The organism is Neorhizobium sp. BT27B (assembly GCF_050455485.1).
GTDB lineage: Bacteria > Pseudomonadota > Alphaproteobacteria > Rhizobiales > Rhizobiaceae > Neorhizobium.
This window is the reverse complement of the sequence record NZ_JBCIYT010000006.1, coordinates 1-23,262: the sequence shown is the minus strand read 5'-3', so window position 1 is coordinate 23,262 and position 23,262 is coordinate 1. Positions and strand designations below refer to the sequence as shown.

General features: G+C 59.8%; 23 protein-coding genes. 4 read left to right on the top strand and 19 right to left on the bottom strand.

Annotated elements, in window-relative coordinates:
• Positions 1 to 11: 11 nt before the first annotated feature.
• Positions 12 to 260, bottom strand: coding sequence for a hypothetical protein (locus tag AAIH70_RS16780; RefSeq protein WP_132275977.1), 249 nt, complete (start codon positions 258 to 260; stop codon positions 12 to 14).
• 30 nt (positions 261 to 290) lie between these two features.
• Between AAIH70_RS16780 and AAIH70_RS16775 the strand changes: the two genes are divergently transcribed.
• The gene (locus AAIH70_RS16775; protein WP_132275975.1) at positions 291 to 1,397 is read left to right on the top strand and encodes a DUF475 domain-containing protein; all 1,107 of its coding nucleotides are present in this window, start codon (positions 291 to 293) and stop codon (positions 1,395 to 1,397) included.
• A gap of 75 nt (positions 1,398 to 1,472) precedes the next feature.
• Here the strand turns inward: AAIH70_RS16775 and AAIH70_RS16770 are convergent, their stop codons facing one another.
• The 4 genes from AAIH70_RS16770 to osmF form a co-directional block, all read right to left on the bottom strand.
• Positions 1,473 to 2,225 (bottom strand): ABC transporter permease, encoded by a 753-nt coding sequence (locus AAIH70_RS16770; protein WP_132275973.1) that lies wholly within the window; start codon positions 2,223 to 2,225, stop codon positions 1,473 to 1,475.
• The gene (locus AAIH70_RS16765; RefSeq protein WP_132275971.1) at positions 2,222 to 3,157 is read right to left on the bottom strand and encodes an ABC transporter ATP-binding protein; all 936 of its coding nucleotides are present in this window, start codon (positions 3,155 to 3,157) and stop codon (positions 2,222 to 2,224) included. The genes AAIH70_RS16770 and AAIH70_RS16765 overlap by 4 nt, the downstream gene beginning before the upstream one ends.
• Positions 3,154 to 4,341: an ABC transporter permease gene (locus AAIH70_RS16760; protein WP_132275969.1), complete on the bottom strand. Its 1,188-nt coding sequence runs from the start codon at positions 4,339 to 4,341 to the stop codon at positions 3,154 to 3,156. Before AAIH70_RS16760 ends, AAIH70_RS16765 begins: the two co-directional genes overlap by 4 nt.
• Positions 4,342 to 4,406: 65 nt before the next feature.
• Positions 4,407 to 5,321, bottom strand: a complete 915-nt coding sequence (osmF, locus tag AAIH70_RS16755; protein WP_132275967.1) for a glycine betaine ABC transporter substrate-binding protein OsmF — start codon at positions 5,319 to 5,321, stop codon at positions 4,407 to 4,409.
• 279 nt (positions 5,322 to 5,600) lie between these two features.
• Here osmF and AAIH70_RS16750 point away from each other — a divergent pair, with 279 nt between their 5' ends.
• The gene (locus tag AAIH70_RS16750; RefSeq protein WP_132275965.1) at positions 5,601 to 6,365 is read left to right on the top strand and encodes a siderophore-interacting protein; all 765 of its coding nucleotides are present in this window, start codon (positions 5,601 to 5,603) and stop codon (positions 6,363 to 6,365) included.
• A gap of 67 nt (positions 6,366 to 6,432) precedes the next feature.
• Here AAIH70_RS16750 and ccoS read toward each other — a convergent pair whose 3' ends face one another.
• The 14 genes from ccoS to AAIH70_RS16680 all read right to left on the bottom strand — a co-directional run bounded on the left by ccoS (position 6,433) and on the right by AAIH70_RS16680 (position 20,524).
• Positions 6,433 to 6,597, bottom strand: a complete 165-nt coding sequence (gene ccoS, locus AAIH70_RS16745) for a cbb3-type cytochrome oxidase assembly protein CcoS (RefSeq protein WP_132275963.1) — start codon at positions 6,595 to 6,597, stop codon at positions 6,433 to 6,435.
• A complete protein-coding gene (locus AAIH70_RS16740) occupies positions 6,594 to 8,876 on the bottom strand; it encodes a cation-translocating P-type ATPase (protein ID WP_430034945.1) in 2,283 nt (760 codons plus the stop codon). The genes ccoS and AAIH70_RS16740 overlap by 4 nt, the downstream gene beginning before the upstream one ends.
• Positions 8,873 to 9,364 (bottom strand): FixH family protein, encoded by a 492-nt coding sequence (locus tag AAIH70_RS16735; protein WP_132275959.1) that lies wholly within the window; start codon positions 9,362 to 9,364, stop codon positions 8,873 to 8,875. The genes AAIH70_RS16740 and AAIH70_RS16735 overlap by 4 nt, the downstream gene beginning before the upstream one ends.
• Positions 9,361 to 10,959, bottom strand: coding sequence for a cytochrome c oxidase accessory protein CcoG (ccoG, locus tag AAIH70_RS16730; protein ID WP_430034943.1), 1,599 nt, complete (start codon positions 10,957 to 10,959; stop codon positions 9,361 to 9,363). Before ccoG ends, AAIH70_RS16735 begins: the two co-directional genes overlap by 4 nt.
• 164 nt (positions 10,960 to 11,123) lie before the next feature.
• Entirely contained in the window at positions 11,124 to 11,987 is an 864-nt protein-coding gene (ccoP, locus tag AAIH70_RS16725; protein ID WP_132275955.1) for a cytochrome-c oxidase, cbb3-type subunit III, read from the bottom strand.
• Positions 11,988 to 11,990: 3 nt separating this feature from the next.
• On the bottom strand, positions 11,991 to 12,143 hold the full coding sequence (locus tag AAIH70_RS16720; protein ID WP_132275953.1) for a cbb3-type cytochrome c oxidase subunit 3: 153 nt from the start codon (positions 12,141 to 12,143) through the stop codon (positions 11,991 to 11,993).
• Positions 12,144 to 12,155: 12 nt separating this feature from the next.
• Positions 12,156 to 12,887, bottom strand: a complete 732-nt coding sequence (gene ccoO / locus AAIH70_RS16715; protein ID WP_132275951.1) for a cytochrome-c oxidase, cbb3-type subunit II — start codon at positions 12,885 to 12,887, stop codon at positions 12,156 to 12,158.
• Between the two features lie 11 nt (positions 12,888 to 12,898).
• Positions 12,899 to 14,521, bottom strand: a complete 1,623-nt coding sequence (gene ccoN, locus AAIH70_RS16710; RefSeq protein WP_132275949.1) for a cytochrome-c oxidase, cbb3-type subunit I — start codon at positions 14,519 to 14,521, stop codon at positions 12,899 to 12,901.
• A 133-nt stretch (positions 14,522 to 14,654) separates the two neighbouring features.
• Positions 14,655 to 15,317 (bottom strand): HAD-IA family hydrolase, encoded by a 663-nt coding sequence (locus AAIH70_RS16705; protein WP_132275947.1) that lies wholly within the window; start codon positions 15,315 to 15,317, stop codon positions 14,655 to 14,657.
• Positions 15,318 to 15,393: 76 nt separating this feature from the next.
• Complete coding sequence (locus AAIH70_RS16700) at positions 15,394 to 16,131, bottom strand: copper homeostasis protein CutC (protein ID WP_132275945.1); 738 nt, start codon at positions 16,129 to 16,131, stop codon at positions 15,394 to 15,396.
• On the bottom strand, positions 16,128 to 17,126 hold the full coding sequence (locus tag AAIH70_RS16695) for an ROK family protein (protein WP_132275943.1): 999 nt from the start codon (positions 17,124 to 17,126) through the stop codon (positions 16,128 to 16,130). The genes AAIH70_RS16700 and AAIH70_RS16695 overlap by 4 nt, the downstream gene beginning before the upstream one ends.
• Entirely contained in the window at positions 17,123 to 17,923 is an 801-nt protein-coding gene (locus AAIH70_RS16690) for an ABC transporter permease (RefSeq protein ID WP_245519215.1), read from the bottom strand. Before AAIH70_RS16690 ends, AAIH70_RS16695 begins: the two co-directional genes overlap by 4 nt.
• An 80-nt stretch (positions 17,924 to 18,003) precedes the next feature.
• A complete protein-coding gene (locus AAIH70_RS16685) occupies positions 18,004 to 18,924 on the bottom strand; it encodes an ABC transporter permease (RefSeq protein WP_132275941.1) in 921 nt (306 codons plus the stop codon).
• A 52-nt stretch (positions 18,925 to 18,976) separates the two neighbouring features.
• A complete protein-coding gene (locus tag AAIH70_RS16680) occupies positions 18,977 to 20,524 on the bottom strand; it encodes an ABC transporter substrate-binding protein (protein ID WP_165932052.1) in 1,548 nt (515 codons plus the stop codon).
• Positions 20,525 to 20,657: 133 nt separating this feature from the next.
• On the opposite strand from AAIH70_RS16680, the gene AAIH70_RS16675 reads away from it, so the two are divergent.
• Both AAIH70_RS16675 and AAIH70_RS16670 read left to right on the top strand, forming a co-directional pair.
• Entirely contained in the window at positions 20,658 to 21,791 is a 1,134-nt protein-coding gene (locus tag AAIH70_RS16675) for an ROK family transcriptional regulator (protein WP_430034939.1), read from the top strand.
• A 20-nt stretch (positions 21,792 to 21,811) separates the two neighbouring features.
• Complete coding sequence (locus AAIH70_RS16670) at positions 21,812 to 23,254, top strand: M81 family metallopeptidase (RefSeq protein WP_132275935.1); 1,443 nt, start codon at positions 21,812 to 21,814, stop codon at positions 23,252 to 23,254.
• Positions 23,255 to 23,262 lie beyond the last annotated feature (8 nt).

Here is a 23,262-nt window from a genome sequence, read left to right as displayed (position 1 = left end):
ACGCTCGCTCATCAAACATTAGGGATCAGCACGGGCACCCTCTTGACGAAAAACTGAAAACAGCCAATTTTCATGGTGTCTTCGCGCGCCTTTACCGAGCCCGCGAAAGAAACCTGGTGCCGGGCCCCTCTGGCGAGAGTTTTTACGGCGCTCTCGCGATGTCGGTACCGCCTGCAAAACAGCCGGCGGATTAACAACGTCATGACACAATCCCAAATCTTTGGGATGGATGCCGCGTGCGGCATGTCCATCTCCTCCATGCGTCTTCTCTCCACCAGGGGGACACACGCATGAGCCAGTCCACATCATCCACGCTCGGCTATTTCCGCTGGGCCTTCATCGTTACCGCGCTTGGTCTACTCCTCGGCGGCTTCCTCGGCTGGCAATCGACCGGCACGATCAGCGGTACAGCGACGATCTTCTTCATCTGCGTCGTGCTGGCGGTTCTGGAAATCTCGCTCTCCTTCGACAACGCCATCGTCAACGCCAACAAGCTGAAAGACATGACCCCGGAATGGCAGCATCGCTTCCTGACCTGGGGTATCCTGATTGCCGTGTTCGGCATGCGTATCGTCTTCCCGCTGTTGATCGTCGTGATCGCTGCCCAGATCGGGCCGATCGAGGCAATCGTTCTGGCGGCAAGCCAGCCGGAAGAATATTCGCGCATCATGCATGACGCGCATCTGCCGATCGCAGCCTTTGGCGGCACCTTCCTGATGATGGTGGGCCTGTCCTACTTCTTCAATCAGGAGAAGGACGTGCACTGGATCCCGTTCCTCGAAAGCCCGATGGCCCGCTTTGCCGGCATCAAGGGTGTCGAGATCGCCGTAGTGCTGTTGTTGATCCTGCTCTTCTCGCGGCTTTTGACCGGTGAGGATTCGGTCACCTTCGTCTATTCGGCCATCTATGGTCTCGTGACCTTCCTGATCGTCGAAGTGATCGGTGGCCTGCTCGATGCGCAGCAGAAGACGATGTCGGAAGCCGCAAAGGGTGGTCTCGGCGCCTTCATCTATCTGGAAGTGCTGGATGCCAGCTTCTCCTTCGATGGCGTCATCGGCGCGTTTGCGCTCACCCACAACCTGTTCATCATCGCGATCGGCCTTGGCATCGGCGCCATGTATGTTCGCTCCATGACGATCATGCTGGTCGAAAAGGGCACGTTGACGCATTACCGCTATCTCGAGCATGGCGCCTTCTATGCCATCCTCATCCTTTCGGTGATCATGTACGTGCAGACGATGTTCCACATTCCCGAGGTTATCACCGGCCTTGGCGGTGCGACCCTGATCGGCATCTCGCTGTGGTCGTCGATCCGCTACAACCGTCGCCACGTCGAACAGGACAAGCGCGAGGGCACGCTGGATCGTCCGGTGGAACCGGCGACCAACCAGATCTGATCCAGATCGATCGGTATTTTGACAACCAAAGCCGCCGGACATCGTTGATGTCCGGCGGCTTTTTCATGTCAGCGGTCAAGCAGCGCGGTTCAAGCCGGATCGGCGCGCGACCACGCGTTCTGCGAACAGCAATGTGTCGTAGATCAGCACCGCCAGTGCCGCGACGACCACACCACCCTGCAGAATGAAGGCGAGATTGTTGGACTGCAGGCCGGCAATGATCACCTCGCCGAGCGTGCGGGCCGCTACCGTCGATCCGATAGTGGCCGTGGCCAGGCTGATGACGATCGACAGGCGGATGCCGCCGAGGATGAGCGGAAAGGCCAGAGGCAGTTCGACCTTGGTGAGACGCTGCCAGCCGGTCATGCCGGTGCCGCGCGCGGCCTCCATCACCGATACCGGCAATGTGGTGAGGCCCGTCAGGGTGTTTTCGAAGATCGGAAGCAGTCCGTAAAGAAACAGCGCGATCAGCGTCGGCCATTCGCCGAAACCCAGCATCGGTACCGTCAGCGCCAGCACGGCGACGGGTGGAAAGGTCTGGCCGATATTCACCAGACTGCGCGACAGCGGCAAAAATTCACGACCGGATTCACGTGTGACGAGGATGGCCAATCCGACGGCGACGATGGTGGCGGCAACGGTGGCCGCAAAGACCACCGTCAGATGCGAGATGGTCAGCGACAGAAGGCTGGACTGTACATAAACCGGCGGCCCGCCGTTTTCCGTCAACGGCTGGAGCAGCGGCGCAAACCATTGTGGCATGACCAAAAAGGTCACCAACAGCAGAAAAACAATTAGCCGGATAATTAACGGCAAGCCAATTCTCATTCCGGCCTCGCCCGCTTCAGGAGGCCATCGACGGTGACCCGGCCGATAACCGCACCGTCCCTATCCGTGACAGGCAATGCGGAACGACCGGACCAGAGCAGCTCGGCCAAAGCATCCCGCTGGCTGATATCGGAGGCGATCGCCGCCCCTTCCGCAGGTCCTGTTTCGATTGCGGCCTCGACACGGTTCAGCGACAGAAGACGAAATGGCCGTTCTGCGGTGCCGATCAACGAGGCGACGAAATCGGTTGCCGGATTGGCGAGCATTTCAGCCGGCGTCGCATATTGCAGCAGGCGCCCGCCATCCATGACAGCGATCTTGTCGGCAAGGCCAAAGGCCTCTTCCATATCGTGGGTGACAAGGATGATGGTGGTACCAAAGTGTTTCTGAATGGCGAGCAGATCATCCTGCGCCTTGGCGCGAATGACCGGATCGAGTGCGCCAAAGGGTTCGTCCATCAACAGCAGGTTCGGCTCGGCAGCAAGCGCGCGGGCGACACCGACGCGCTGGCTCTGACCGCCGGACAGTTCGTGCGGAAAACGTGGGCCAAACGATGTTGGATCGAGTTGAAAAAGTTTGAGAAGCTCTTCGACACGCGCCTTGATACGCTCCTGCGGCCAGCCGAGCAGCTTTGGCACGGTGGCGATGTTGTCCGCGACGGTACGATGGGGAAACAGGCCATGCCCCTGAATGGCGTAACCGATGCGGCGGCGCAGTTCGTGCGGGGCAATGGCGCCATTGTCCTCACCATCGATGCGGATGGCACCCTTGGTTGGCTCCACCAGCCGGTTGATCATGCGCAACAGCGTGGTTTTACCCGAACCGGAGGTGCCGACGATGACGGTGACGGATCCCGCATCGACCGTCATCGAGACGTTATCGACCACGGTGACGTCGCCATAGGCCTTGCTGATGCCATCGATCTCGATCATGCGGTCGCTTCCTTTCCGGCAGTAGGAGCCGTCCTGTTTGTCGCATTTGCCGGTGCTGTCAGCTCCACAACGGCATCGAGAATGACTGCCGCTGCAAAAGCCAGTGCTACCGTTGGCACCGCGCCGAGCAGAACCAGATCCATTGCCGTCTGGCCGAGCCCCTGAAACACGAAAACGCCAAACCCGCCGCCACCGATCAGGGCCGCGATGGTGGCAAGACCGATATTCTGCACGAGCACGATACGAATGCCGGTGAGGATGACCGGAAAGGCAAGCGGCAGTTCCACCTGAACCAGCCGCTGCCGATCCGTCATGCCGACACCGCGGGCGGCGTCATTGGCATCGCGGGGCACGCTAGCCAGACCTCCCACCGTGTTGGCTACCATCGGCAGCAGGGAATACAGAAACAACGCCACGAAGGCCGGCGCCATGCCGATGCCGCGAATGCCGAGATCGGCCGCGCCCGGCACAGTGGCCGCCACCCATGACAGCGGGCCGATGAGGATACCAAACAGGGCGATCGACGGAATGGTCTGGACGACATTGAGAAGGTTGAGAATGACAGAGCGGATGCGTGCGGCGCGATGGCAAAAGATGCCAAGCGGGATACCGATCAGCGCCGCAACGGCAAGAGATCCGGATGCCAGTGTCAGGTGCCGCCCCGCCTCCATCCAGAACGTGTCGGCGCGCGAAACATATTCCTTCATGAGCGACAGGCCGCTCCACAGGTCCGAGGTCAGGATCAGTGTTATTGCGGCAGCAGTGGCTGCGAGAAAAGCGATGCGTAACCATGCAGTCGGCCGCATGCGCGCCAGCGAATCCGTTGCCAGCAGGGCGAAAGCGGCACCGAGCATCCAGAAACCGGAGCCGGGTGAGACGCGGGCATAGGTATTGCCTGCCGGCGTCAGAAAGGTCGCCGCACCACCGATGGCAATTGCGAGACCTGCCAGCACCACGAAACTGGTCACCAGCCGAACCAATATCGGCAGGCGCAGAAGCGCGAGGACGATGCCGACGATGACCAGCGCCATCAGAACCATGCCGAGCGAAGGCGGCAGGGCGGAAAGCAGGGAACGCCCCTCGCCCTGCACGATGCGGTTGGCGCGAAACAGCGCAAAGGGCGCGACGAGGCCATAAGCAGCGATCAGGGCGACCACCACTCCGACCCGGTCGATCCGGCGCAAGTCAAGCCTCACAAGTCAAACCTCATGCGTTTTCCTGCTCTTTGCCGGCTGGCGCTTCTATCGGCTTACTTCAAAAAACCATTCGTCTTGAGAAAGTCGTCCGACACTGCCTTGGCCGGTTCACCACCCAGCTGAACGCGACCGTTCAACTCCTGCAGCGTGACGAGATCGAGCTTTTCGAAGACGGGCTTCAGCAGGCTTTCGATCTGCGGATTTTCCTTCAAGACCTTTTCGCGGATGATCGGCGACGGCTGGTAAACCGGCTGCACGCCCTTGTCGTCTTCCAGCACCACAAGACCGGACGGCGCGATGCCGCCATCTGTCCCGTAGACCATGGCCGCATTGGCACCGCTGGTCTGGTTGGCGGCGGCGGCGATGGTGGCGGCTGTATCACCACCCGAAAGAGTGATCAGTTGTTCCGGCTTCAGGGTAAAGGCGTAGGTCTTCTGGAATGCCGGCAGGGCTGCGGCGGAATTGACGAATTCCGAAGAGGCGGCGAGTTTGACTGTGCCGCCACCGGCAACGTATTTGCCGAAATCGCTCAAGGTGACGAGTTTGTTGGCATCCGTCACATCCTTGCGCAGCGCGATCGCCCAGGTGTTGTTGGCCGGCGATGGTGTCAACCAAACGATCTTGTTGGCATCGTAGTCTAGCTTCTTGGCCTGCTCATAGGCCTTGGCGGCATCGTTCCAGCCGGCGTCACCACCGCTCTTTTCGAAAAAGAAGGCCGCATTGCCTGTATATTCCGGGTAGATATCGATTTCGCCAGCGGTGATCGCCTTGCGGACAACGGGTGTTGCACCGAGCTGGATGCGGTCGGCCGTCTTGATTCCATTGGCATTCAGAACCGAAAGAATGATGTTACCGAGAACACCGCCTTCGGTATCGATTTTCGATGATACGACGACCTGCGCCTGAGCCTGCCCGAAGGCGAAGGAGGCGGCGAGAAGCACCCCGGCAAATTTTGTCATCATGCGCATGAAAACTATTCCTTCCCTCAGGGGCTCGTTCAGCGGCCCGGTTGTCGCTCAGTATCATTCGACTACGGAAACACGTTTCCGTCTCGGCATGGTTTTGCAATTAGGTCGCGGCTTGCGAAAAAACAGGCTGCGTTACCTTAGCCTCCCGAAAAAGCTCCGCACGAAAACTTGACTTTTGGTCCCAAGAATATGGTTCTATCGACGGATCGGGCAGCGATCCGTGCCACCGTTCACGGTACATGCATGATCGCCATTTGCCCTCCGATCAAGGAGACTGTCATGGATCAACAATCCAGTTCCGCCCCCACAGCGGACATGCCGCGCAAAAGACCCGAACTTCCCGCCTGGACTTTTCGTGTCGTCGAGGCTGCGGACGTGAGACCAAAATTGCGGCGGGTCTGGTTCACCGCCGAGGGCATCGAGGCACTTCAATATAAACCCGGTCAGGACGTTGTGCTGTTTCTGCCGCTCGAAAACGGCGAACTCGGCCGCCGCCACTACACGATCCGCGGCATCGACCGTGACAAAGGCACTGTCGCCATCGATTTCGTCATGCATGGCAATACACCGGGACCGAATTTTGCAGGCAACTGCAAGCCGGGCGACACGGTCGAAGTCAAGGGACCGCGTGGCCGCGTCGTGTTCAATCCGGAAGCCGACTGGCACCTGTTTACCGGCGACGAAACCTGCCTGCCGGCGATCTACCACATTCTGGAAACAGTACCGGCCGGGACGAAAGCCTATCTGTTTCTGGAGGTGCAAGGTCACGAAGACGAGGAAGCAATCACCACAGAGGCGGATGCCAATATCGAATGGCTACATCGTGGTGACGCGCATCCGGGGCCAAACAGCATCGTGCTCGATCGGCTCTCGAGCTTCGACCTGCCGCAAGGACGTGGTCATGCCTATATCATCGGCGAAACGAGCAATGTGCGGGCCCAGCGCCATCACCTGATCGCGCGTGGCCTGGGACGCGACCAGATCGCCTCGGAAGGTTATTGGCGTCCGGGCCGCAACGGCGGCCACGATCACGTCGACGACTGATAAAGCCAGACACGACAAAGGCGCCGCATATTTTTGCGACGCCTGAAACAATCCGTCCTCTCACCGATCAATGACCGCGCGGATCATCCGGCTTGTTGTCGTCGGACAGGATACGCCAGGCGGCGCCATCGAGATCCTCATACTGGCCGGAGCGCAAGGACCACAAGAAGGCGCCAAGCCCCAATGCACCCAGAAACAGCGCCACCGGTATGAGGTAGATCAGCATGTTCATGCGGTTCGAGCCCCCGGCGAGATTTCCAGTTCTGCATCCTGGGCGACTGCCCTCTCGCCCGCCCGCACATGATTCAACCGCAGCGCATTGGCGACGACGATCAGCGACGAAGTGGACATGGCGACGGCCGCGATCAACGGAGTGGCGTAACCGGCCAGCGCGATCGGCACGGCGATGACGTTGTAACCGATGGCAAGCCCGAAATTCTGGCGGATCAAGGTGCCGGCACGCCGCGACATTTCATGCGCGAAAGGCACGGCGGCAAGGCTTTCGTGCATGAACACGAAATCTGCCGCCTGACGGCCGATATCCGCAGCCGTTGCCGGCGCCATCGAGACATGGGCAGCGCGCAGGGCCGGTGCATCATTGATGCCGTCACCGACCATCATCACCTTGCGACCGCCCTCGGCAAAGGCAGATACGGCATCGGTCTTGCCGCGTGGAGAAAGATCGGACTGCCATGCGTCGATCGAAAGCCGCTTCGCAAGGCGCTCGACCACGGCCGCTCTGTCCCCCGACAGAATTGCGGTCGACATGTTTTTCGACAGAAGTTCCCGCATGGCCGCTTCCGCACCGGACCGCGCGCGGTCTTCGAAACGGAAAGCGGCAAGTTCTGCGCCATCAACCGACAGGACCACCTCGGACGAGGCCGAAGCACCGGCTGAATTTTGATCGCAGGCGAAACGGCGGCTGCCGAGGCGGTAGGTTCGACCGCCGGAAAAGCCTTGCAGCCCCTCGCCCGGCCTTTCTTCGACGCCCTCGAAAAACGGCACCGAACCTGTGTGGCGCGTGTAAAGCGTCTGCGATAGCGGGTGGCGCGAATGGGCGGCGAGACCGGCTGCCATCGACAGATGCGAGGCGTCGATTTCGCCGCCATTGAGCAGGCGCGGACGGCCGACCGTCAAAGTGCCGGTCTTGTCGAAAACGATCATTTCGACCTCGGCCAGACGTTCCATGGCGGAACCGTCCTTCACCATGATGCCGTTCCTGAACAGGCGGCCGGCGGCCACGACCTGCACGACCGGAACAGCAAGGCCCAGCGCGCAGGGGCAGGTGATGATCAGCACGGCGATGGAGATCAGCATCGCCTGTTTCCAGTCACCACCAAGAAGGCCCCAGGACAGGAAGGCCGTTATGGCAAGCAGATGGATAGCCGGCGAATAAAATTGCGCGACACGATCGGCAAGTCGGCGATAACCGGCACGGCTGCCTTCGGCGGCTTCCATCAGCGACATGATTTCCGACAGAAACGAATCCCTGGCAGCAGCCGTCGCCTGTAGGACCAGCGAGCCGGTGAGGCTGAGCATGCCGGCCTGAACACTGGCACCCTTCGTGACGGGATGTGGTGCGCTCTCGCCATTGACGATCGACACATCGAGATCGCTGGCACCGCTTTCAACAATGCCATCGACCGGGATTCGTTCACCGGCGGCAATGGCGATGCGATCTCCCGGTCTGATATCCGAAACCGGACGGTATTCGCGCACGTCATCAGCGCCGAGCACCATCGCTCCACGCGGCGACAGGCGCGCTAACCCGCTGATCGAGGCACGCGCCCGCTCCCGCATGATATGGTCGAGCGTGCGGCCGATCAGCAGGAAAAACAGCAGCGACACCGTCGCATCGAACCAGGCGTGGTGGCCGTGATGCATGGTTTCCCAAAGCGACACACCATAGGAAAGGGTAATGGCCAGCGCGATCGGCACATCCATATTGGTGCGGCCGCGGCGAATGACATTCCAGGCGGACTGGTAGAAAAAGCGGCCGCCATAGATCAGCGCTGGAGCCGCGATCATCGCCGAAATCCAGTGGAACATGTCGCGCGTCGAGGCATCGGCACCGGACCAGACCGATACCGACAGGAGCATGATGTTTGCAGCCGCAAAACCACAGACGGCGACACCGCGCAGCAGCTGCGATTTCAGCGCGTCGGCGGCTTCCTCGGCGTCGTTGAACAGATGCGCCGAATAGCCCGTGGAGGTGACGATGGTGCGGACGATCTCAACCGGATCGGTTGTCTCACCGTCAACGGATTCATGCCAGAGGACGGACACACGTTTGGTCGACAGGTTCACCCTTGCCTTTTCGACGGCCGGCATAGCGCCCAGCGCCTTCTCGATCGTGGCGATGCAGGCACCGCAATAGACGTCCGGTACGCCAAGATCAGTCTGCTTCATGCCATTGCCCAGATCACGGGCGGACAGCAGCAATTCTTCGGTGGAAGGCAATGCGCCCAGAAGATCGAGCGCACCTTCAGTCCCAGGCGCACAGCAGCTCATGACCGCTCTCCGTGGACGGCGATCCGGCGTGTCTGGTGCAGGATCGGATTGCCGCCGCGCGTCGCCACCGCCTCGATGATCCAGTGACCGGGCCGGATGTCATGCTGGGCCGTGAAGATGCCCTGCGCCTGCGGTTCCAGCGTCAGGGTAAAATCCTGACTGTCACCGACCGGCCGCCGGAATGACAGGACAAGCGTATCGGCGGCAACGGCGCCATCCGGATCCGAAACCTCGTAACGGACGGAAGTACCATCGATCTTCAGATTTCCGATCACGCCCGTGGCTGCGAGCGCGCGCTCTGCGGCAACCTTGGCGTTGAACTGCTGGCTGGCGACATAGGTGTTCGGCACAACCAGGCCGCTCCAGCTGCTCACCGCCTTATAGGCCATGAAGAAATTGACCGAAATGATGACACCGAAAAACGACAGCATGATCGCCAACATGTGCCAACCGGTCAGGGTAAAGGGCTTCTTCTCGGCGCCGATCATTTTTTTCCTCCTGGCGTGTTGAACGTGGCATTGTAGGCGTCGCTCTCATGGCTGGAGCGATCCTCGGCGATGAAGCGGAAATCACGCACCGGCGAAGCCTTTGCATCGCCATCGGGCGGTAACGTCACGAAGACGCGAAGCGCCATCGCCTTGTCCGGTTCGGCCGGAATGGCAACGATGTTGCCGGGAACATCCGTGATGCCGACAACACGCATGCTTGCCTGCGGCAGGCCGTCGAGCGACAGCATGATGGTGCGCGGCTCCGGCACCATGTTGAGAAGCCGGACCGTGTAGCCGTTGCGGATCGACCCGTCCGATTCCAGCACGAATTGCGGATTGCGGTCATGCACGACATTGAGCTGCAGCCGGTCACGCGTCAGAAGCGCATAGACCAGCCCCAGTCCGATCAGGGCCCAGATGCCGAAATAGATCAGCGTACGGGTGCGAAAGATCACCTGCCAGTGGAACTCGCGGATGCGATCAACGAAAGACCCATCGGAATTACGAACGCGGGCCGGCTCGATAGCGGTCTGGCCACCATTGGTCGCCAGCGCCATGTTGCCATCGTATTCGTCGAGCGTGGCATAGGCGATCAGGCCGCGTGGCTTGCCGATCTTGTCCATGACGTTGTCGCAGGCATCGATACAAAGCGCGCAGGTGATGCAGGCCATCTGCTGACCATCCCTGATGTCGATGCCCATGGGACAGACCGCCACGCAGGCATCGCAATCGACACAATCGCCAACCGACTGACCGCCGGCTACCCTTTTCTTGGCATGACGGCTACGCGGCTCTCCCCGCCAGTCGTTATAGGTGACGACCAGTGAATGCTCATCCAGCATGGCGCCTTGGATACGGGGCCAGGGACACATGTAGATGCAGACCTGCTCGCGCATCAGCCCGCCGAGAATATAGGTCGTGGCGGTCAGGGTCGCGACGGTCGAATAGGCAACGATCGCCGCCTGACCCGTGACGAAATCGAATGCCAGACCGGGCGCATCGGCAAAATAGAAAATCCAGGCGCCGCCTGTCAGCACCGCGATTGCCAGCCAGATCGCGTGTTTTGTCACGCGTTTGGAGATCTTGGCGAAGGTCCATGCGCTGGCGTTGAGCTTGATCTGAGCGTTGCGATCTCCATCAATAAAACGTTCGACGGCCAGGAAGAGGTCAACCCAGACCGTCTGCGGACAGGCATATCCGCACCATGCCCGCCCCACCGCCGATGTCAGCAAAAACAGACCCAGCCCTGCCATGACCAGCAGGCCGGCGACGAAGAAAAATTCCTGCGGCCAGATCTCGATGAAGAAGAAATAGAACCGTCGCGCCGACAGATCGATGAGCACCGCCTGATCGGGCGCGTGCGGACCACGATCCCAGCGGATCCATGGCGTCAGGTAATAGATCGCCAGCGCCACCACCATGAACAGCCATTTGAAGCGGCGGAAGCGGCCCTTGACGCTTTTCGGAAAGATCTTCTGGCGCTTTTCGTAAAGCGGTTCCGATGGCGGAACCGGACCGGAGCCGCTTCCGGAGCCATTCCCCGGTCCTCTGGCGCCGCCAGCGGGCTGGAGGTGGTTTGCCGTATAAAGGTTCATGGGACGATCCACTTCTTGTTCCGCCCTTTTCCCACCGCGGCCCATGGCAAACCTTGACCTAGGTCAAGTTTCGGGTGCGACAGAATTGACAAATGAGAAGGCCGCACCTTTCAGCAAAGCGCGGCCCAAGGATTGCAACAGAGAAAAATCCGCTCCGTTCCTGCTTATTCGCCACCACCCAGCGAATGGATGTAAACGGTCAACTGCTTGACGGTGTCGCTGCTCAGACGGGCCTGCCAGGCCGGCATGACACCATGTTTTGGCGCACGAACCTGTTCGGCGATTTCCGCTTCCCCATTGACCTTCAACCAGATGGCATCGGCCAGATTGGGCGCACCAAGCTCACGATTTCCCCTGGCATCCTCGCCATGACAGGAGGAGCAGTTGTCGAGAAAAATCTGCTTGCCGGGTTCGACCAAGGCAGCATTTTTTGGGGTGCCGGTCAGGCTGCTGACATAGGCGGCGACCTGACGGATTTCGTCCGGCTGCAGCATCTCTCCGAAGGCCGGCATGTCGGCAATCCGGGTGTCCGGATCGACGGCATCACGGATACCATGTGCGATCGTCTGCTGGATCGTGTCGAGATCGCCGCCCCAGAGCCAGTCGTCATCATTGAGGTTGGGATAACCGATACCACCGGCAGCACCCGAACCATGGCAGTTGGAGCAATTGACCTTGAAGGCGGATGCACCGCCGGCAATGGCAAACTGGTTCATCTGCGGATTGGCAACGATTTCCTGCAGCGAGGATTTCGAGATTTTCTCGATAATTCCGCCCTGGGCAATCTTTGCACCGGCACTTTCAGCCGCATATTCGGCTCGGCTGGAATAACCGAGAATGCCGGGTGTGGCTTGCGTCAGCATCGGCCATGCCGGGTAGAGGACGGTATAACCGAGAGCCCAGACAATACAGGCATAAAAAGTCCACAACCACCAGCGCGGCAGCGGGTTGTTCAACTCGCGAATGCCATCCCACTCATGACCGGTGGTTTCGACGCCGCTGATTTCATCGACATGTTTTTCGGCCATGGCTCAGTCCTCCTTCAGAGGGATATGCGCAGCCCTGTCCGCCGATGCCTTGCCGCCTGGACGCAGGGTGAAGAAGATGACGCCGACAAAAAACAGAGCCATGGCAAGCAGGCCCCAGCTATCGGCGAAGTGACGCATTGCTGTGTAGGTTTCCATGAGAGCCTCTCCTCAGCGATAACCGGTGGCATCGTCATAGGTCGAGAAATCGACCAGCGTGCCGAGCACCTGCAGGTAGGCGACGAGCGCATCCATCTCGGTCAACCGAGCCGGGTCGCCATCGAAATTGCCGACCTTGGCCTTGGGGTAGCGTTCCAGCAGGCCGGATGTATCGGCATCCGGATTGGCCTGTGCCTCCAGATCCGCCTTGGCGCTGGTGAGCATCTCTTCCGTATAGGGAACGCCGACGCGGCTGTTGGCCGTCAGCTCCATCGTGGCGTCAGTGACCTTGAGGTTCGTTTCCTTCAGGAAGGCATAGCTCGGCATAACCGATTCCGGCACGACCGACCGCGGATCGGTGAGATGCTGGACGTGCCATTCGTTGGAATAACGATCACCGACACGGGCGAGATCCGGCCCCGTGCGCTTGGAGCCCCACTGGAAGGGATGGTCGTACATGGATTCGGCCGCCAGGCTGTAATGGCCATACCGTTCGACCTCGTCACGGAACGGACGGATCATCTGGCTATGGCAGGCGTAACAGCCTTCGCGGATGTAGATGTTGCGGCCGGCCAGTTCGAGCGGTGAATAGGGACGCATCCCCTCCACCTTCTCGATGGTGTTTTCGAGATAGAAAAGCGGCGCGATTTCCACGATGCCGCCGATCGACACGACGAGCAGCGAGCCGACCAGAAGCAGGGTCGCGTTGCGCTCGATGAACTGATGTTTATCCATCAAAGACATGAGTTTCGTCCTTATTCGGCGGGCTGCAGGTTGGCCGAAGCCTGACCGGGAAGCCGTTCTTCGCGTTCATGGCCAAGAATGGTCATGGTGACGTTGAAGGCCATGATGATGCCGCCGGCGAGGTACATGGCGCCGCCGAGCGCACGCAGCAGGTAATAGGGGAACATGGCCGACACGGTTTCTGCGAACGAATAGACGAGGAAACCCTGGTCATCGTATTCGCGCCACATCAGACCCTGCTGGATGCCGGCAACCCACATGACGGCGGCGTAGACAACGATGCCGAGCGTGGCGAGCCAGAAGTGCCAGTTGACCATGGCAAGGCTGTAGAGACGCTTGCGGCCCCACAGTTTCGGCACGAGGAAGTAGACCGAGCCGAAGGAGATCATCCCGACCCAGCCAAGTGCGCCGGAATGGACGTGACCGATGGTCCAGTCGGTATAATGGCTGAGCGAGTTGACGGCCTTGACCGACATCATCGGGCCTTCGAAGGTCGACATGCCGTAGAAGGCAATCGCCATGACCATCATGCGCATGATCGGGTCGGTTCTGATCTTGTCCCAGGCGCCCGACAGCGTCATCAGGCCGTTGATCATGCCACCCCAGGACGGCATCCACAGCATGATGGAAAAGACCATGCCGAGCGTCTGCGCCCAGTCAGGCAGCGCCGTATAATGCAGGTGGTGCGGACCTGCCCAGATATACATGAAGATCAGGGCCCAGAAGTGGATGATCGACAGGCGATAGGAATAAACCGGACGTTCGGCCTGCTTGGGCACGAAATAATACATCATGCCGAGGAATCCTGCCGTCAGGAAGAAACCGACGGCGTTATGGCCGTACCACCACTGGGTCAGGGCGTCCTGAACGCCGGCAAAGGCGGAATAGCTTTTTACGCCCAGAAAGGAGACCGGCACCGCCAGATTGTTGACGATATGCAGCATGGCAATGGTGACGATGAAGGCGAGATAGAACCAGTTGGCCACATAGATGTGGGGTTCCTTGCGCTTCAGGATCGTGCCGAGGAAAACCAGCAAATAGGCGACCCAGACGATGGTGAGCCAGATATCGACATACCATTCCGGCTCGGCATATTCCTTGCCCTGGGTGATACCCAGAAGATAACCGGTCGCCGCCATGACGATGAAAAGCTGGTAGCCCCAGAACACGAACCAGGCGAGGCCGCCACCGAACAGGCGGGCGCGAGACGTCCGCTGGACGACGTAGAAGGAGGTTGCGATGAGAGCATTGCCACCGAATGCAAAAATGACCGCTGACGTGTGCAGCGGCCGCACACGGCCGAGCGTCAGGAAGGGCTCCAGATTGAGCACCGGAAACGCCAGTTGTAGCGCCACGAAAACACCGACCAGAAAACCGACGACGCCCCAGAAGACCGTGGCGATCGTTCCATAGCGGATGACTTCGTCGAAATAGCCGGACTGATCATCCCGGCTGCTTGCCCGGCCTGCGCCGGAGAAATCAACACGGCGCACAACGACGACCGTGCTGATGGCAAGACAGAAGAAAAGCACCCACATATGGGCGGCAAAAAGGTCATCATGGGCAAAGCCGGCGCCCAGAAGCGCAAGAAACGCCCCGGCAACCAACCCGCCAATGGTAATGGTATTGTTCATCGCGAACATCCCCCTGAAGCATATGACGGACGGCCGAACCGATGTTCAGCCGCCGCTCTCAGGCAGAAATGTCATTTGATGTGTTTAGCGACCTTGATTCAGATCAAGGTATGAGCCGCAGTTTAGAGAGGCTCTATCTTCTCTGAAGCGACAGGCGGCCATCCGCATCGACATGCGTGGTCAGATCGCGGTAATCGGCAATCGTCAGATGGCTGGTTTCAAGCGGATGCGCATGGGTGTGGCTGATCACGGCGACATCGGCGCCCGCCCCTTCACCTGCTTTGACGCCGGCCATGACGTCTTCGAAGACCAGCGCTTCGGCCGGGCTGATGCCGACACGTTCGGCACCGAGAATATAGCATTGCGGATTGGGTTTGCCGACCTTCACATCCTCGGCGGTCACCATGAAGCGCGGCTCGGTGATGCCGGCAGCCGCAAGCCGGCGCTTGGCCAGCATGATCGGCGAGGAGGTGACGATCGCCCATTTTTCCGGCGGGATCGACGCCAGAAATTCGATGGCGCCGGGGATCGGCACGACGCCTTCGACATCATCGATCTCACCCTGCAGAATGATGGCCGCTTCTGCTGCCGGGTCGACACCCGGAAGGTTTAGTTCGGTGATCGTGTCGATGCCACGCTTGCCGTGCATGGTCGGAAGGAATTTTTCGACATCCAGCCCATGGCTTTCTGCCCAACGTCCCCAGACACGTTCTGCCGACGCAATCGAGTTCAGGATGGTTCCGTCCATATCAAACAGGAAGGCATCATAGGTCTTTTGCGGCAGGGAAGCGGACATGCGGGATAACCTCGGGGGACAATGTCGGGACGTTCTGGATAGCGGGCCGCCGGGCAAGATGCAAACGCCGGCGGCGTTACTTGTTGTCGTCTCGCCAGCCATCCAGCCTTGCGCGCATCTGCCGGACGATATCGGCATCCGTTGCAAAAGCCTCTTTCGACTGGAAACCGAAAGCTGTGGCACGATCATCGGGATCTGCAAGGATTGCCCTGCGGCAGGATGCATGGACGTCGCCGACACCGCATCTCAGCAGGTGATCAACATTGTCGGGCCGCAAACCGCTACCGGGCATGATGCGGATTCGGCTGGCGGCCTTCTTCATGAGCCGGGTAATTTCATCGGCACCCTCTATCGCCGTCAGCCTGCCCCCGGAGGTTAGGATGCGCTCCATACCGAGGTCGATGGCCTGTTCGAGTGCGATATCCATATCCGGCACGAGATCAAAAGCACGGTGGAGCGTGACACCTGCCTCACCGGCAACGGTCTTGAGCCGCGCCAGCATGGCCGTATCGAGCCTGCCATCCTCTCGGCTCGCACCAATCACCACGCCGGCAAGGCCAGCCGTCAGGGCCGCGTCGATATCGGCGGCCATGGCCGCCTCGTCATCGGAGCCGAAGATAAAGGAACCGGCCCGCGGACGGACCAGCGCATGGACCGGGATCGGCGCGCGCGCTGCCAGAGCCATCAATCCCGGCGAAGGTGTCAGGCCGCCGACATCGAGCGCGGCACAGAGTTCGATTCGATCTGCCCCGCCTTCGATGGCGGCAGCGAGACCTGCCGGGCTATCGACGCAGACTTCGAGCAGAATGGTCATGCAGCGCCCTCGTTATGGCCCTCAACCCGGCCCTGTCGCGCCAGCACAGCCGCCCCCACCAGTCCGCCGTCATCCTGACGGATGGCAGGTATGACGATTGGATGGTCGAACCGGTTCAGCACGCGTTTTCGGACGGCTGCGTCCAATGCGGCAATCAATTTCGGTTCAGAGGCGAGACCGCCGCCGACCGGCACGATCGATGCACCGGTGATGTTCACCACCAGCGACAGCGGATCCGCGACCAATTGCAGGTATGCGGTCATGGTGCGATCGGCAGCCGGATCACCGCCCGACCATGCGTCAAGAATTTCATGGCTGGTGCTTTTGCTCCCATGCAGAAACTGGTGCAGACGCTCCATTCCGCGCGCGCCACCGATCGTATCAACACATCCGGACTGACCACAGCCGCAGGCGAAGCGTGGTATGAAAACCGTGTCACCGGCTCCGAAATCGACCGTCGTATTCAGCGCCGGGCCATGCCCCCATTCGCCGGTGACACCACCGGCACCTCTGATCAAACGGCCATTGATCGCCAACCCACCGCCGATACCGGTGCCCATGATGGCGCAGAAGACCACGGGATGACCGCGACCGACGCCCTCATTGGCCTCAGCAAGCGTGAAACAATCGGCATCGTTGGCGGCAAAAACCGGCCGGCCAAGAGCAATTTCGAGTTCGTTCGCCAGATGCCTGCCGGTAATGCAGGGAATATTGGCTGACGTCGCGGCACCATTTTTCGGATCGATCAGACCGGCAATCGACAGCGCCAGAGCTGCGTTGCGATGATCCGACGGGACATGCCGCACGATCAGTGACGATACGGTAGCCAAAAAGTCCGGCCACGAACCAACAGGTGTTTCGACGCGGTCGAGTATGCGCACCGTTCCGGGCTCCGGCGATGCTGCGAACTTCATGAACGAGCCGCCGATATCGATGGCATAAACCGGATCGGCCGCACCCATGCCGCCGTGATTGGAACTCTGCAACTGCGTCATTGCCGTGGGTCCAGCAGGTCACGCAATCCGTCACCGAGAATATTGAAGCCCAGCACGGTGACCATAATGGCAAGACCGGGAAACAGCGACATGTAGATGTTGAGGCCGAGATAGTTGCGACCGTCGCTCATCATCGCGCCCCATTCCGGCAGCGGCGGCTGCGCACCGAGGCCAAGAAAAGAAAGGCTGGCGGCCGACAGGATGACGGTACCGGCCGTCAGGGTGGATTGCACGATGATCGGCCCGACGGCATTGCGCAGGATATAATGCGTCATGATGCGGCGACGGGAAATGCCGAGCGACACGGCTGCTTCCACATATTCCATGCTTTTCAGCCCGAGCGTCAGGTTTCTGCTCAAGCGCGCGTAAACCGGCACGGAGAAGATGGCGATGGCAATCATCAGGTTCATCAGGCTGGAGCCGAGCACGCTGACGATGAGGATAGCGAGCACGATACCCGGGAAGGCAAACAGAATGTCCATCACCCACATGATGGCCTGATCGGCCATTCTGCTCGCCATGCCGGCAAAGATACCGAGCGGCACGCCGACAAAAACCGACAGGCCGACACTGAGAACCACTTCCAGAAGCGAGATGCGCGCGCCGTAGAGAACGCGGGCAAGGATATCGCGGCCATTGTCGTCTGTGCCGAAAGGATGCGCCCAGGACGGCGACATCATCGTCGACAGAAGATCCTGCTCGTAAGGGTCTGTCGGTGCAATGAAGGGGGCAAGGATGGCAGCCAGCACGATAAGGCCGACCAGACCGGCGCCAATGATGATGCTTCGATGTGCCATTGCCCAATAGGCTGTCCGGCACAGCGTTTGCGCCCACGATCGGCGCATAGTGGTTTCTGCGTCTGTCTGCAGGGCCATGATCAATCCAGCCTGATCTTGGGGTTGAGGACGGCGATCAGCAGCTCCGCCAGAAAATTCATCATCACCACGCCGGTAACGGCCACCAATGTGACGCCCTGGATAACGGGATAGTCGCGATAACGCACGGAATCGACCAGCAGCCGACCGATGCCAGGCCAGTTGAACACCGATTCGGTTACCACTGCACCGCCGATCAGGCTGCCGAAATTCAGGCCGATGATGGTGACAATGGGGATCATGGCATTGCGCAGCGCATGGCTCCAGTAAACCGACCCCGGTGCCAGCCCTTTGGCGCGCGCGGTGCGGATATAATCCTGCGCCAGCACCTCGATCATGCTCGAACGTGTCATGCGGGCAATCACTGCGGTCGGCAGAACGGCGAGCGTTACCGAGGGCAGGATAAAACTCTTCCATGACGCGGCGCCGAGCAGCGGCAACCAGCCAAGCCCCACCGAAAACGTGTTCATCGCCATCAGCGCCAGCCAGAAATTGGCAATGGAGGCGCCGACGATCGCCAGCAGCATGACGGCCTGATCCGGCCAGCCATGTCGATAGATCGCACCGATCATGCCGGCGGGCACACCGATGCTGATCGCCAGAAGATAGGCGCAGATGGCGAGCCCGATCGTATAGGGCATGCGCTCCGTGATCTCTTCGACCACCGGCAGTTTTGACTTGATCGACAGCCCCAGATCACCCTGCACGGCATTGGCTGCAAAATCCGCATATTGGACGACCAGCGTGCGGTCGAGCCCCAACCGCGTACGCATGTTGTCGACCGCTTCCTGCGTTGCCTCGGGTCCGGCCATCAGGCGTGCGGGATCGCCCGGAAGCGCCCGGATGGCGAGAAAAACCAGCAATGACACACCGATCAGGATCAGCGGCAGGGCCAGCAGTTTTCGGAGAATATAAGCTTTCATGCGCTTTCTCGGCAAAGAGGCGGTCGGGTTTTCCCGACCGCGATCTCATGCCCTACTTGCTGGCGTCTTTGACCACGACGAGACCACCTGGAATCATCCAGGCCCCGCTGACATTGGAGCGCGTCGCATAGAGATCCTGCTTGGTATAGAGCAGCACGTGCGGCGCCTGCTCGTTCACGAGCTTCTGGGCCTCGCCATAGATCGCATTGCGGGCCTTTTCATCCAATGTGGAAGCAGCCTTGTCGATCAGATCATCGAGTTTCGGATCGGAAAAGAAACCGAGATTGGCACCGGCCGGAGAAGCGCTCTTGCTATAATAAAGCGGGCGAAACTGCAGATCGGCGCCACTGACACCGGAAGACCAGGAAGCGATCGATGAGCTGATACCTTCCTTTTCCTTGCCTGCAGGGTCGAGGAAGGCGGCCTTCGACCAGACACCACCCTCCATGCGCTTGACCTCCAGCTTGACACCGGCCTTGGCCCACATGGCCTGCAGCAGTTCGCCGATGCGGGCTTCCTGCTCCTGCACGATCGTGGTCATCGAAAATCCATCGGGATAACCGGCTTCGGCCAGCAGCGCCTTTGCCTTGTCGATATCGTATTCATAAGGCGCCAGCGACTTGTCATAGCCGGGAGTGACGGGGGCAAGCGGCGAATTGGCCGGTGTCGCATAACCCTGCATGAACGCGCGCACCAGACCTTGGCGATCCGTCGCATAATTCAGCGCCTGACGGACTTTGACATCATCCAGCGGCTTCATTTTTGTATTCAACGACACCCAGAATACCGCCGAACCGTCAGAAGCGTTGACGACCATGTCGGGATTATTCTTGAGCTGGTTGGCAAAGGCTGGTGGTAAGGGATTGACGATATCGGCATCCCCCGTCTGCAGCGCCATGCTCATCACGGATGTTTCGGCAGTCCATGTCCACTTGATCTCGTCCGCACCTTTCGGCGCACCGCCCCACCATTCGGTGTTTTTTGTCTGCAGCACATATTCACCGGACTTGTATTCGGCGAGCTTGTAGCGGCCGGTGCCAACAGCCTTTGTTCCGATCGTGCCGGCAGCATCCGCCGTCGGGCTGACAATCAGGCAAGGTCCGGTGGACAGAAGCGCGATGAAGGCCGGATATTTTGTCTTCAGCTTGAACTGCACGGTTGAGGAATCGATCGCTGTCACGCTGTCCAGAAAGGTGCGCAGACGGCCGCTGGCGGCGAGACCGCGCTTGGTATCGAGATGGCGGGCAAAATTCTTCACCACGGCATCGGCATCGAAAGGCGTGCCGTCATGGAATTTCACGCCGTGACGCAATTTGAACGTCCATAGCAGACCGGATGCATCGGCCGTCCATTCGGTCGCAAGCGCCGGACGCAGAGAGAGATCCGGGTCGCGGCGCACAAGCCCCTCGTACATCGGATCGAGAACGGCTGCCGTGTAGGTGGCTGTCTGGTCACCGGGATCCATGGAGCGCGGCGCTTCGCTTTGCATGACCGTCAACGTGGCGGCCGCCGCGATAGCCGGCATTGCAAATGGCATGGACAGACCAACGGCAAGGGCACAGCCCAGAACCAGACGGCGGCGATGTTTATTGTCGATCATATTCATCCGTTCACCCTCTTGTTTTTCACTTTAAGCGGCGCACCGCCTTAGATCATTTTTGTTATTTATTGCCGTTGATTTGTTCATTTTGTGAACTTAGTGTCAAGTCACTCGTTTCCCGGACAACCAAACCATGCTCACCGCCTCCCACCGCCAGCTTCTGCGTGTCATCAGTGAATCCGGCCCCTTGAGCCGGACGGAGATGGCTGTCGCATTGGGTTTGAGCAAGGCGGCAATGAGCGGGCTTGCGCGGGATTTGATCGATCTGGGTGTTCTGCATGAGGCCGGTACGATCTATGGTCGGGGGCGCCCTTCGATACGGCTGGACCTGCAACCGGAATGGGCATTTTTTGCCGGCATATCGCTCATTCAGGATCCGGCACCGATGATCCTCTGCGATCTCGGCGGCAAGGTTATTGCCCAGATCGACATGCCGCTGTCGCGCGATCCGCAGACAATTGCGAGACTGATTGCCGAGCGATTGCCGGATCTGTTCAAGGCTCACCCGCATGCCGCCGCAAAGATCGGCGGTATCGGCATTGCCCTTTCCGGCTTCGTCGACGAGCGTCAGGCAACCTGTATCCAATCGACGCTGCTCAATTGGCAGGGCGTGCTTCTCGCGCAGATCATTCGCGAACATACAGGCATAGACACGTTCATCGAGAACGACGCCAAGGCGATTGCCGTTCATGAGAAACTTTTCGGCAGTACCCGCGACCAGCAGAATTTCAGCGTCGTCTCGCTCGGCGATGGCATCGGCTGCGCCCATGTGATCGACGGCAGGCTATACCGTGGGAACCATGGCGGCGCCGGCGAGATCGCTCATTGCACGGTGGAACCGGGCGGCGCACCCTGCCGCTGCGGCAAACGCGGTTGCCTGGACACTATTGCTTCCATGAACGCCATCAAGGAGATGGCGCGCGCCGAGGGTTTTGCCTGCACCTGCCTGTCCGATATCGAGAAGATCGCTTCAACCGGCAACGCTGCGGCGATCAATATTCTGCACCGCGCCGGCTCGGCACTGGGGCTTGCCATCGCCAATCTCATCCAGATGAACGACCCCGGGCTCATTCTCATCACCCATACCGAAGACGGCCTGCAGGGCCTTTTCGGAACCGTCATGCAGCAGGCAATCGAAACCAATGTCCTGCCGCGCTATGCCGGGCAGACGCCGATCCGTCTGCGCCGTGTCTCCAGCGATATCTGGGCGCGAGGCGCTGCCAGCATTGCAGCCCATAACTTTCTGATCGGCCCCAATAGCAATTGAGCATCATATCGAGGTTTCCCATGCGCATTGCAGTCGGCGGCATCCACATCGAATGCAGCACCTACAACCCGGTTCTCAACGAGGAGAAGGATTTTCGCGTCACCCGCGGCGAAGAGCTGAGCAAAGCGCCCTATTTCGCCTTTCTCAAGGATTATGACGCCGAATTCCTGCCGACCATTCACGCCCGCGCGATTGCCGGCGGCCCCGTGGCGCGGGTCACATATGAAGCCTTCAAGGCCGAGTTTCTGGAACTCCTGAAGCCGCTTCTGCCGCTCGACGGGCTTTATCTCGCCATGCATGGCGCCATGTATGTGGAGGGAATGGAGGACGCCGAAGGTGACTGGATTTCCTCCGCACGCGAACTGGTCGGACCTGATTGTACCCTATCGGCGAGCTACGACCTGCACGGCAATGTCAGCCAGCGTATTCTCGACGCCCTCGACATGTATTCCACCTACCGCACCGCGCCCCATATCGACGTCGAGGAAACCATGCGTCGTTCGGTATCAATGCTGGTTCGCAGCCTGAAGACCGGAGAAAAACCGATCATCGTGTGGGCACCAATTCCAGTCGTACTGCCGGGCGAGCGCACCAGCACGGTCGATGAACCGGCAAAAAGCCTTTACGCCATGCTGCCGGAGATCGACGCCATGCCCGGGGTATGGGATGCATCGCTGATGGTCGGTTACGTCTGGGCCGACGAACCGCGGGCAAAAGCCTGCGCGATCATGACCGGGACCGACCGCGCCGTTCTGGAACGCGAGGCGAAACGTGTGGCTCAGGCTTACTGGGATGTACGCGAACAATTCATCTTCGGTTGCGAAACCGGTTCCATTCAGGAATGTGTCGATAAGGCAATCACCAGCAGTACAGCTCCCGTCGTTCTGGCAGAATCCGGTGATAACCCGACCGGTGGCGGCGTGGGCGACCGGGCCGAGGTTCTTGCTGCGCTGATTGCCGCCAATGCGCAGGGCGTCATTTTTGCCGGCATTGCGGACAGAGCCGCAACAGAGGCCTGCTACGCGGCCGGTATTGGTGCCGTGCTCGACCTTTCAGTCGGCGCATCATTGGACGCGATCAACAGCAAGCCAATTCATGTCGGCGCAAATGTCAAATTCCTGTCAGAGGCACAAGATCCTGCTGACAGGCAGGCCGTGGTCGTGATTGGCGGCATCGAACTTGTGCTTTCCGCCAAGCGACGTCCGTACCATTATCTCGCGGATTTCGTGCGTCTGGGACTCGATCCGCACGGCGCCAAAATCATCGTGGTGAAGTCGGGATACCTTTCCCCCGAACTGGCTCCAATCGCCAATCCCAATCTGATGGCGCTGTCTCCCGGTGTGGTGGATCAGTTCGTGGAGCGACTTTCCAATGACCTTCGAAACCGGCCTACCTATCCATTCGAGACCGATTTTTCCTACACGCCCCAGGCTTTGTCGACGGGGCGTTCGATCAACCGCTGAAAGAGTTG

Bases quoted from the DNA above. Each gene is read 5' to 3' on its own strand.
- AAIH70_RS16765 (WP_132275971.1), bottom strand. From the start codon at position 3,157: ATGATCGAGATCGATGGCATCAGCAAGGCCTATGGCGACGTCACCGTG.
- AAIH70_RS16685 (WP_132275941.1), bottom strand. From the start codon at position 18,924: ATGAAAGCTTATATTCTCCGAAAACTGCTGGCCCTGCCGCTGATCCTG.
- AAIH70_RS16670 (WP_132275935.1), top strand. From the start codon at position 21,812: ATGCGCATTGCAGTCGGCGGCATCCACATCGAATGCAGCACCTACAAC.
- AAIH70_RS16700 (WP_132275945.1), bottom strand. From the start codon at position 16,131: ATGACCATTCTGCTCGAAGTCTGCGTCGATAGCCCGGCAGGTCTCGCT.
- AAIH70_RS16720 (WP_132275953.1), bottom strand. From the start codon at position 12,143: ATGGAAACCTACACAGCAATGCGTCACTTCGCCGATAGCTGGGGCCTG.
- AAIH70_RS16695 (WP_132275943.1), bottom strand. From the start codon at position 17,126: ATGACGCAGTTGCAGAGTTCCAATCACGGCGGCATGGGTGCGGCCGAT.
- AAIH70_RS16780 (WP_132275977.1), bottom strand. From the start codon at position 260: ATGGAGGAGATGGACATGCCGCACGCGGCATCCATCCCAAAGATTTGG.
- AAIH70_RS16735 (WP_132275959.1), bottom strand. From the start codon at position 9,364: ATGATCGGCGCCGAGAAGAAGCCCTTTACCCTGACCGGTTGGCACATG.
- AAIH70_RS16775 (WP_132275975.1), top strand. From the start codon at position 291: ATGAGCCAGTCCACATCATCCACGCTCGGCTATTTCCGCTGGGCCTTC.
- ccoO (WP_132275951.1), bottom strand. From the start codon at position 12,887: ATGTCTTTGATGGATAAACATCAGTTCATCGAGCGCAACGCGACCCTG.
- AAIH70_RS16680 (WP_165932052.1), bottom strand. From the start codon at position 20,524: ATGATCGACAATAAACATCGCCGCCGTCTGGTTCTGGGCTGTGCCCTT.
- AAIH70_RS16750 (WP_132275965.1), top strand. From the start codon at position 5,601: ATGGATCAACAATCCAGTTCCGCCCCCACAGCGGACATGCCGCGCAAA.
- AAIH70_RS16770 (WP_132275973.1), bottom strand. From the start codon at position 2,225: ATGAGAATTGGCTTGCCGTTAATTATCCGGCTAATTGTTTTTCTGCTG.
- ccoN (WP_132275949.1), bottom strand. From the start codon at position 14,521: ATGAACAATACCATTACCATTGGCGGGTTGGTTGCCGGGGCGTTTCTT.
- ccoP (WP_132275955.1), bottom strand. From the start codon at position 11,987: ATGGCCGAAAAACATGTCGATGAAATCAGCGGCGTCGAAACCACCGGT.
- ccoG (WP_430034943.1), bottom strand. From the start codon at position 10,959: ATGAACCTTTATACGGCAAACCACCTCCAGCCCGCTGGCGGCGCCAGA.
- AAIH70_RS16740 (WP_430034945.1), bottom strand. From the start codon at position 8,876: ATGAGCTGCTGTGCGCCTGGGACTGAAGGTGCGCTCGATCTTCTGGGC.
- osmF (WP_132275967.1), bottom strand. From the start codon at position 5,321: ATGCGCATGATGACAAAATTTGCCGGGGTGCTTCTCGCCGCCTCCTTC.
- ccoS (WP_132275963.1), bottom strand. From the start codon at position 6,597: ATGAACATGCTGATCTACCTCATACCGGTGGCGCTGTTTCTGGGTGCA.
- AAIH70_RS16675 (WP_430034939.1), top strand. From the start codon at position 20,658: ATGCTCACCGCCTCCCACCGCCAGCTTCTGCGTGTCATCAGTGAATCC.
- AAIH70_RS16690 (WP_245519215.1), bottom strand. From the start codon at position 17,923: ATGGCACATCGAAGCATCATCATTGGCGCCGGTCTGGTCGGCCTTATC.
- AAIH70_RS16705 (WP_132275947.1), bottom strand. From the start codon at position 15,317: ATGTCCGCTTCCCTGCCGCAAAAGACCTATGATGCCTTCCTGTTTGAT.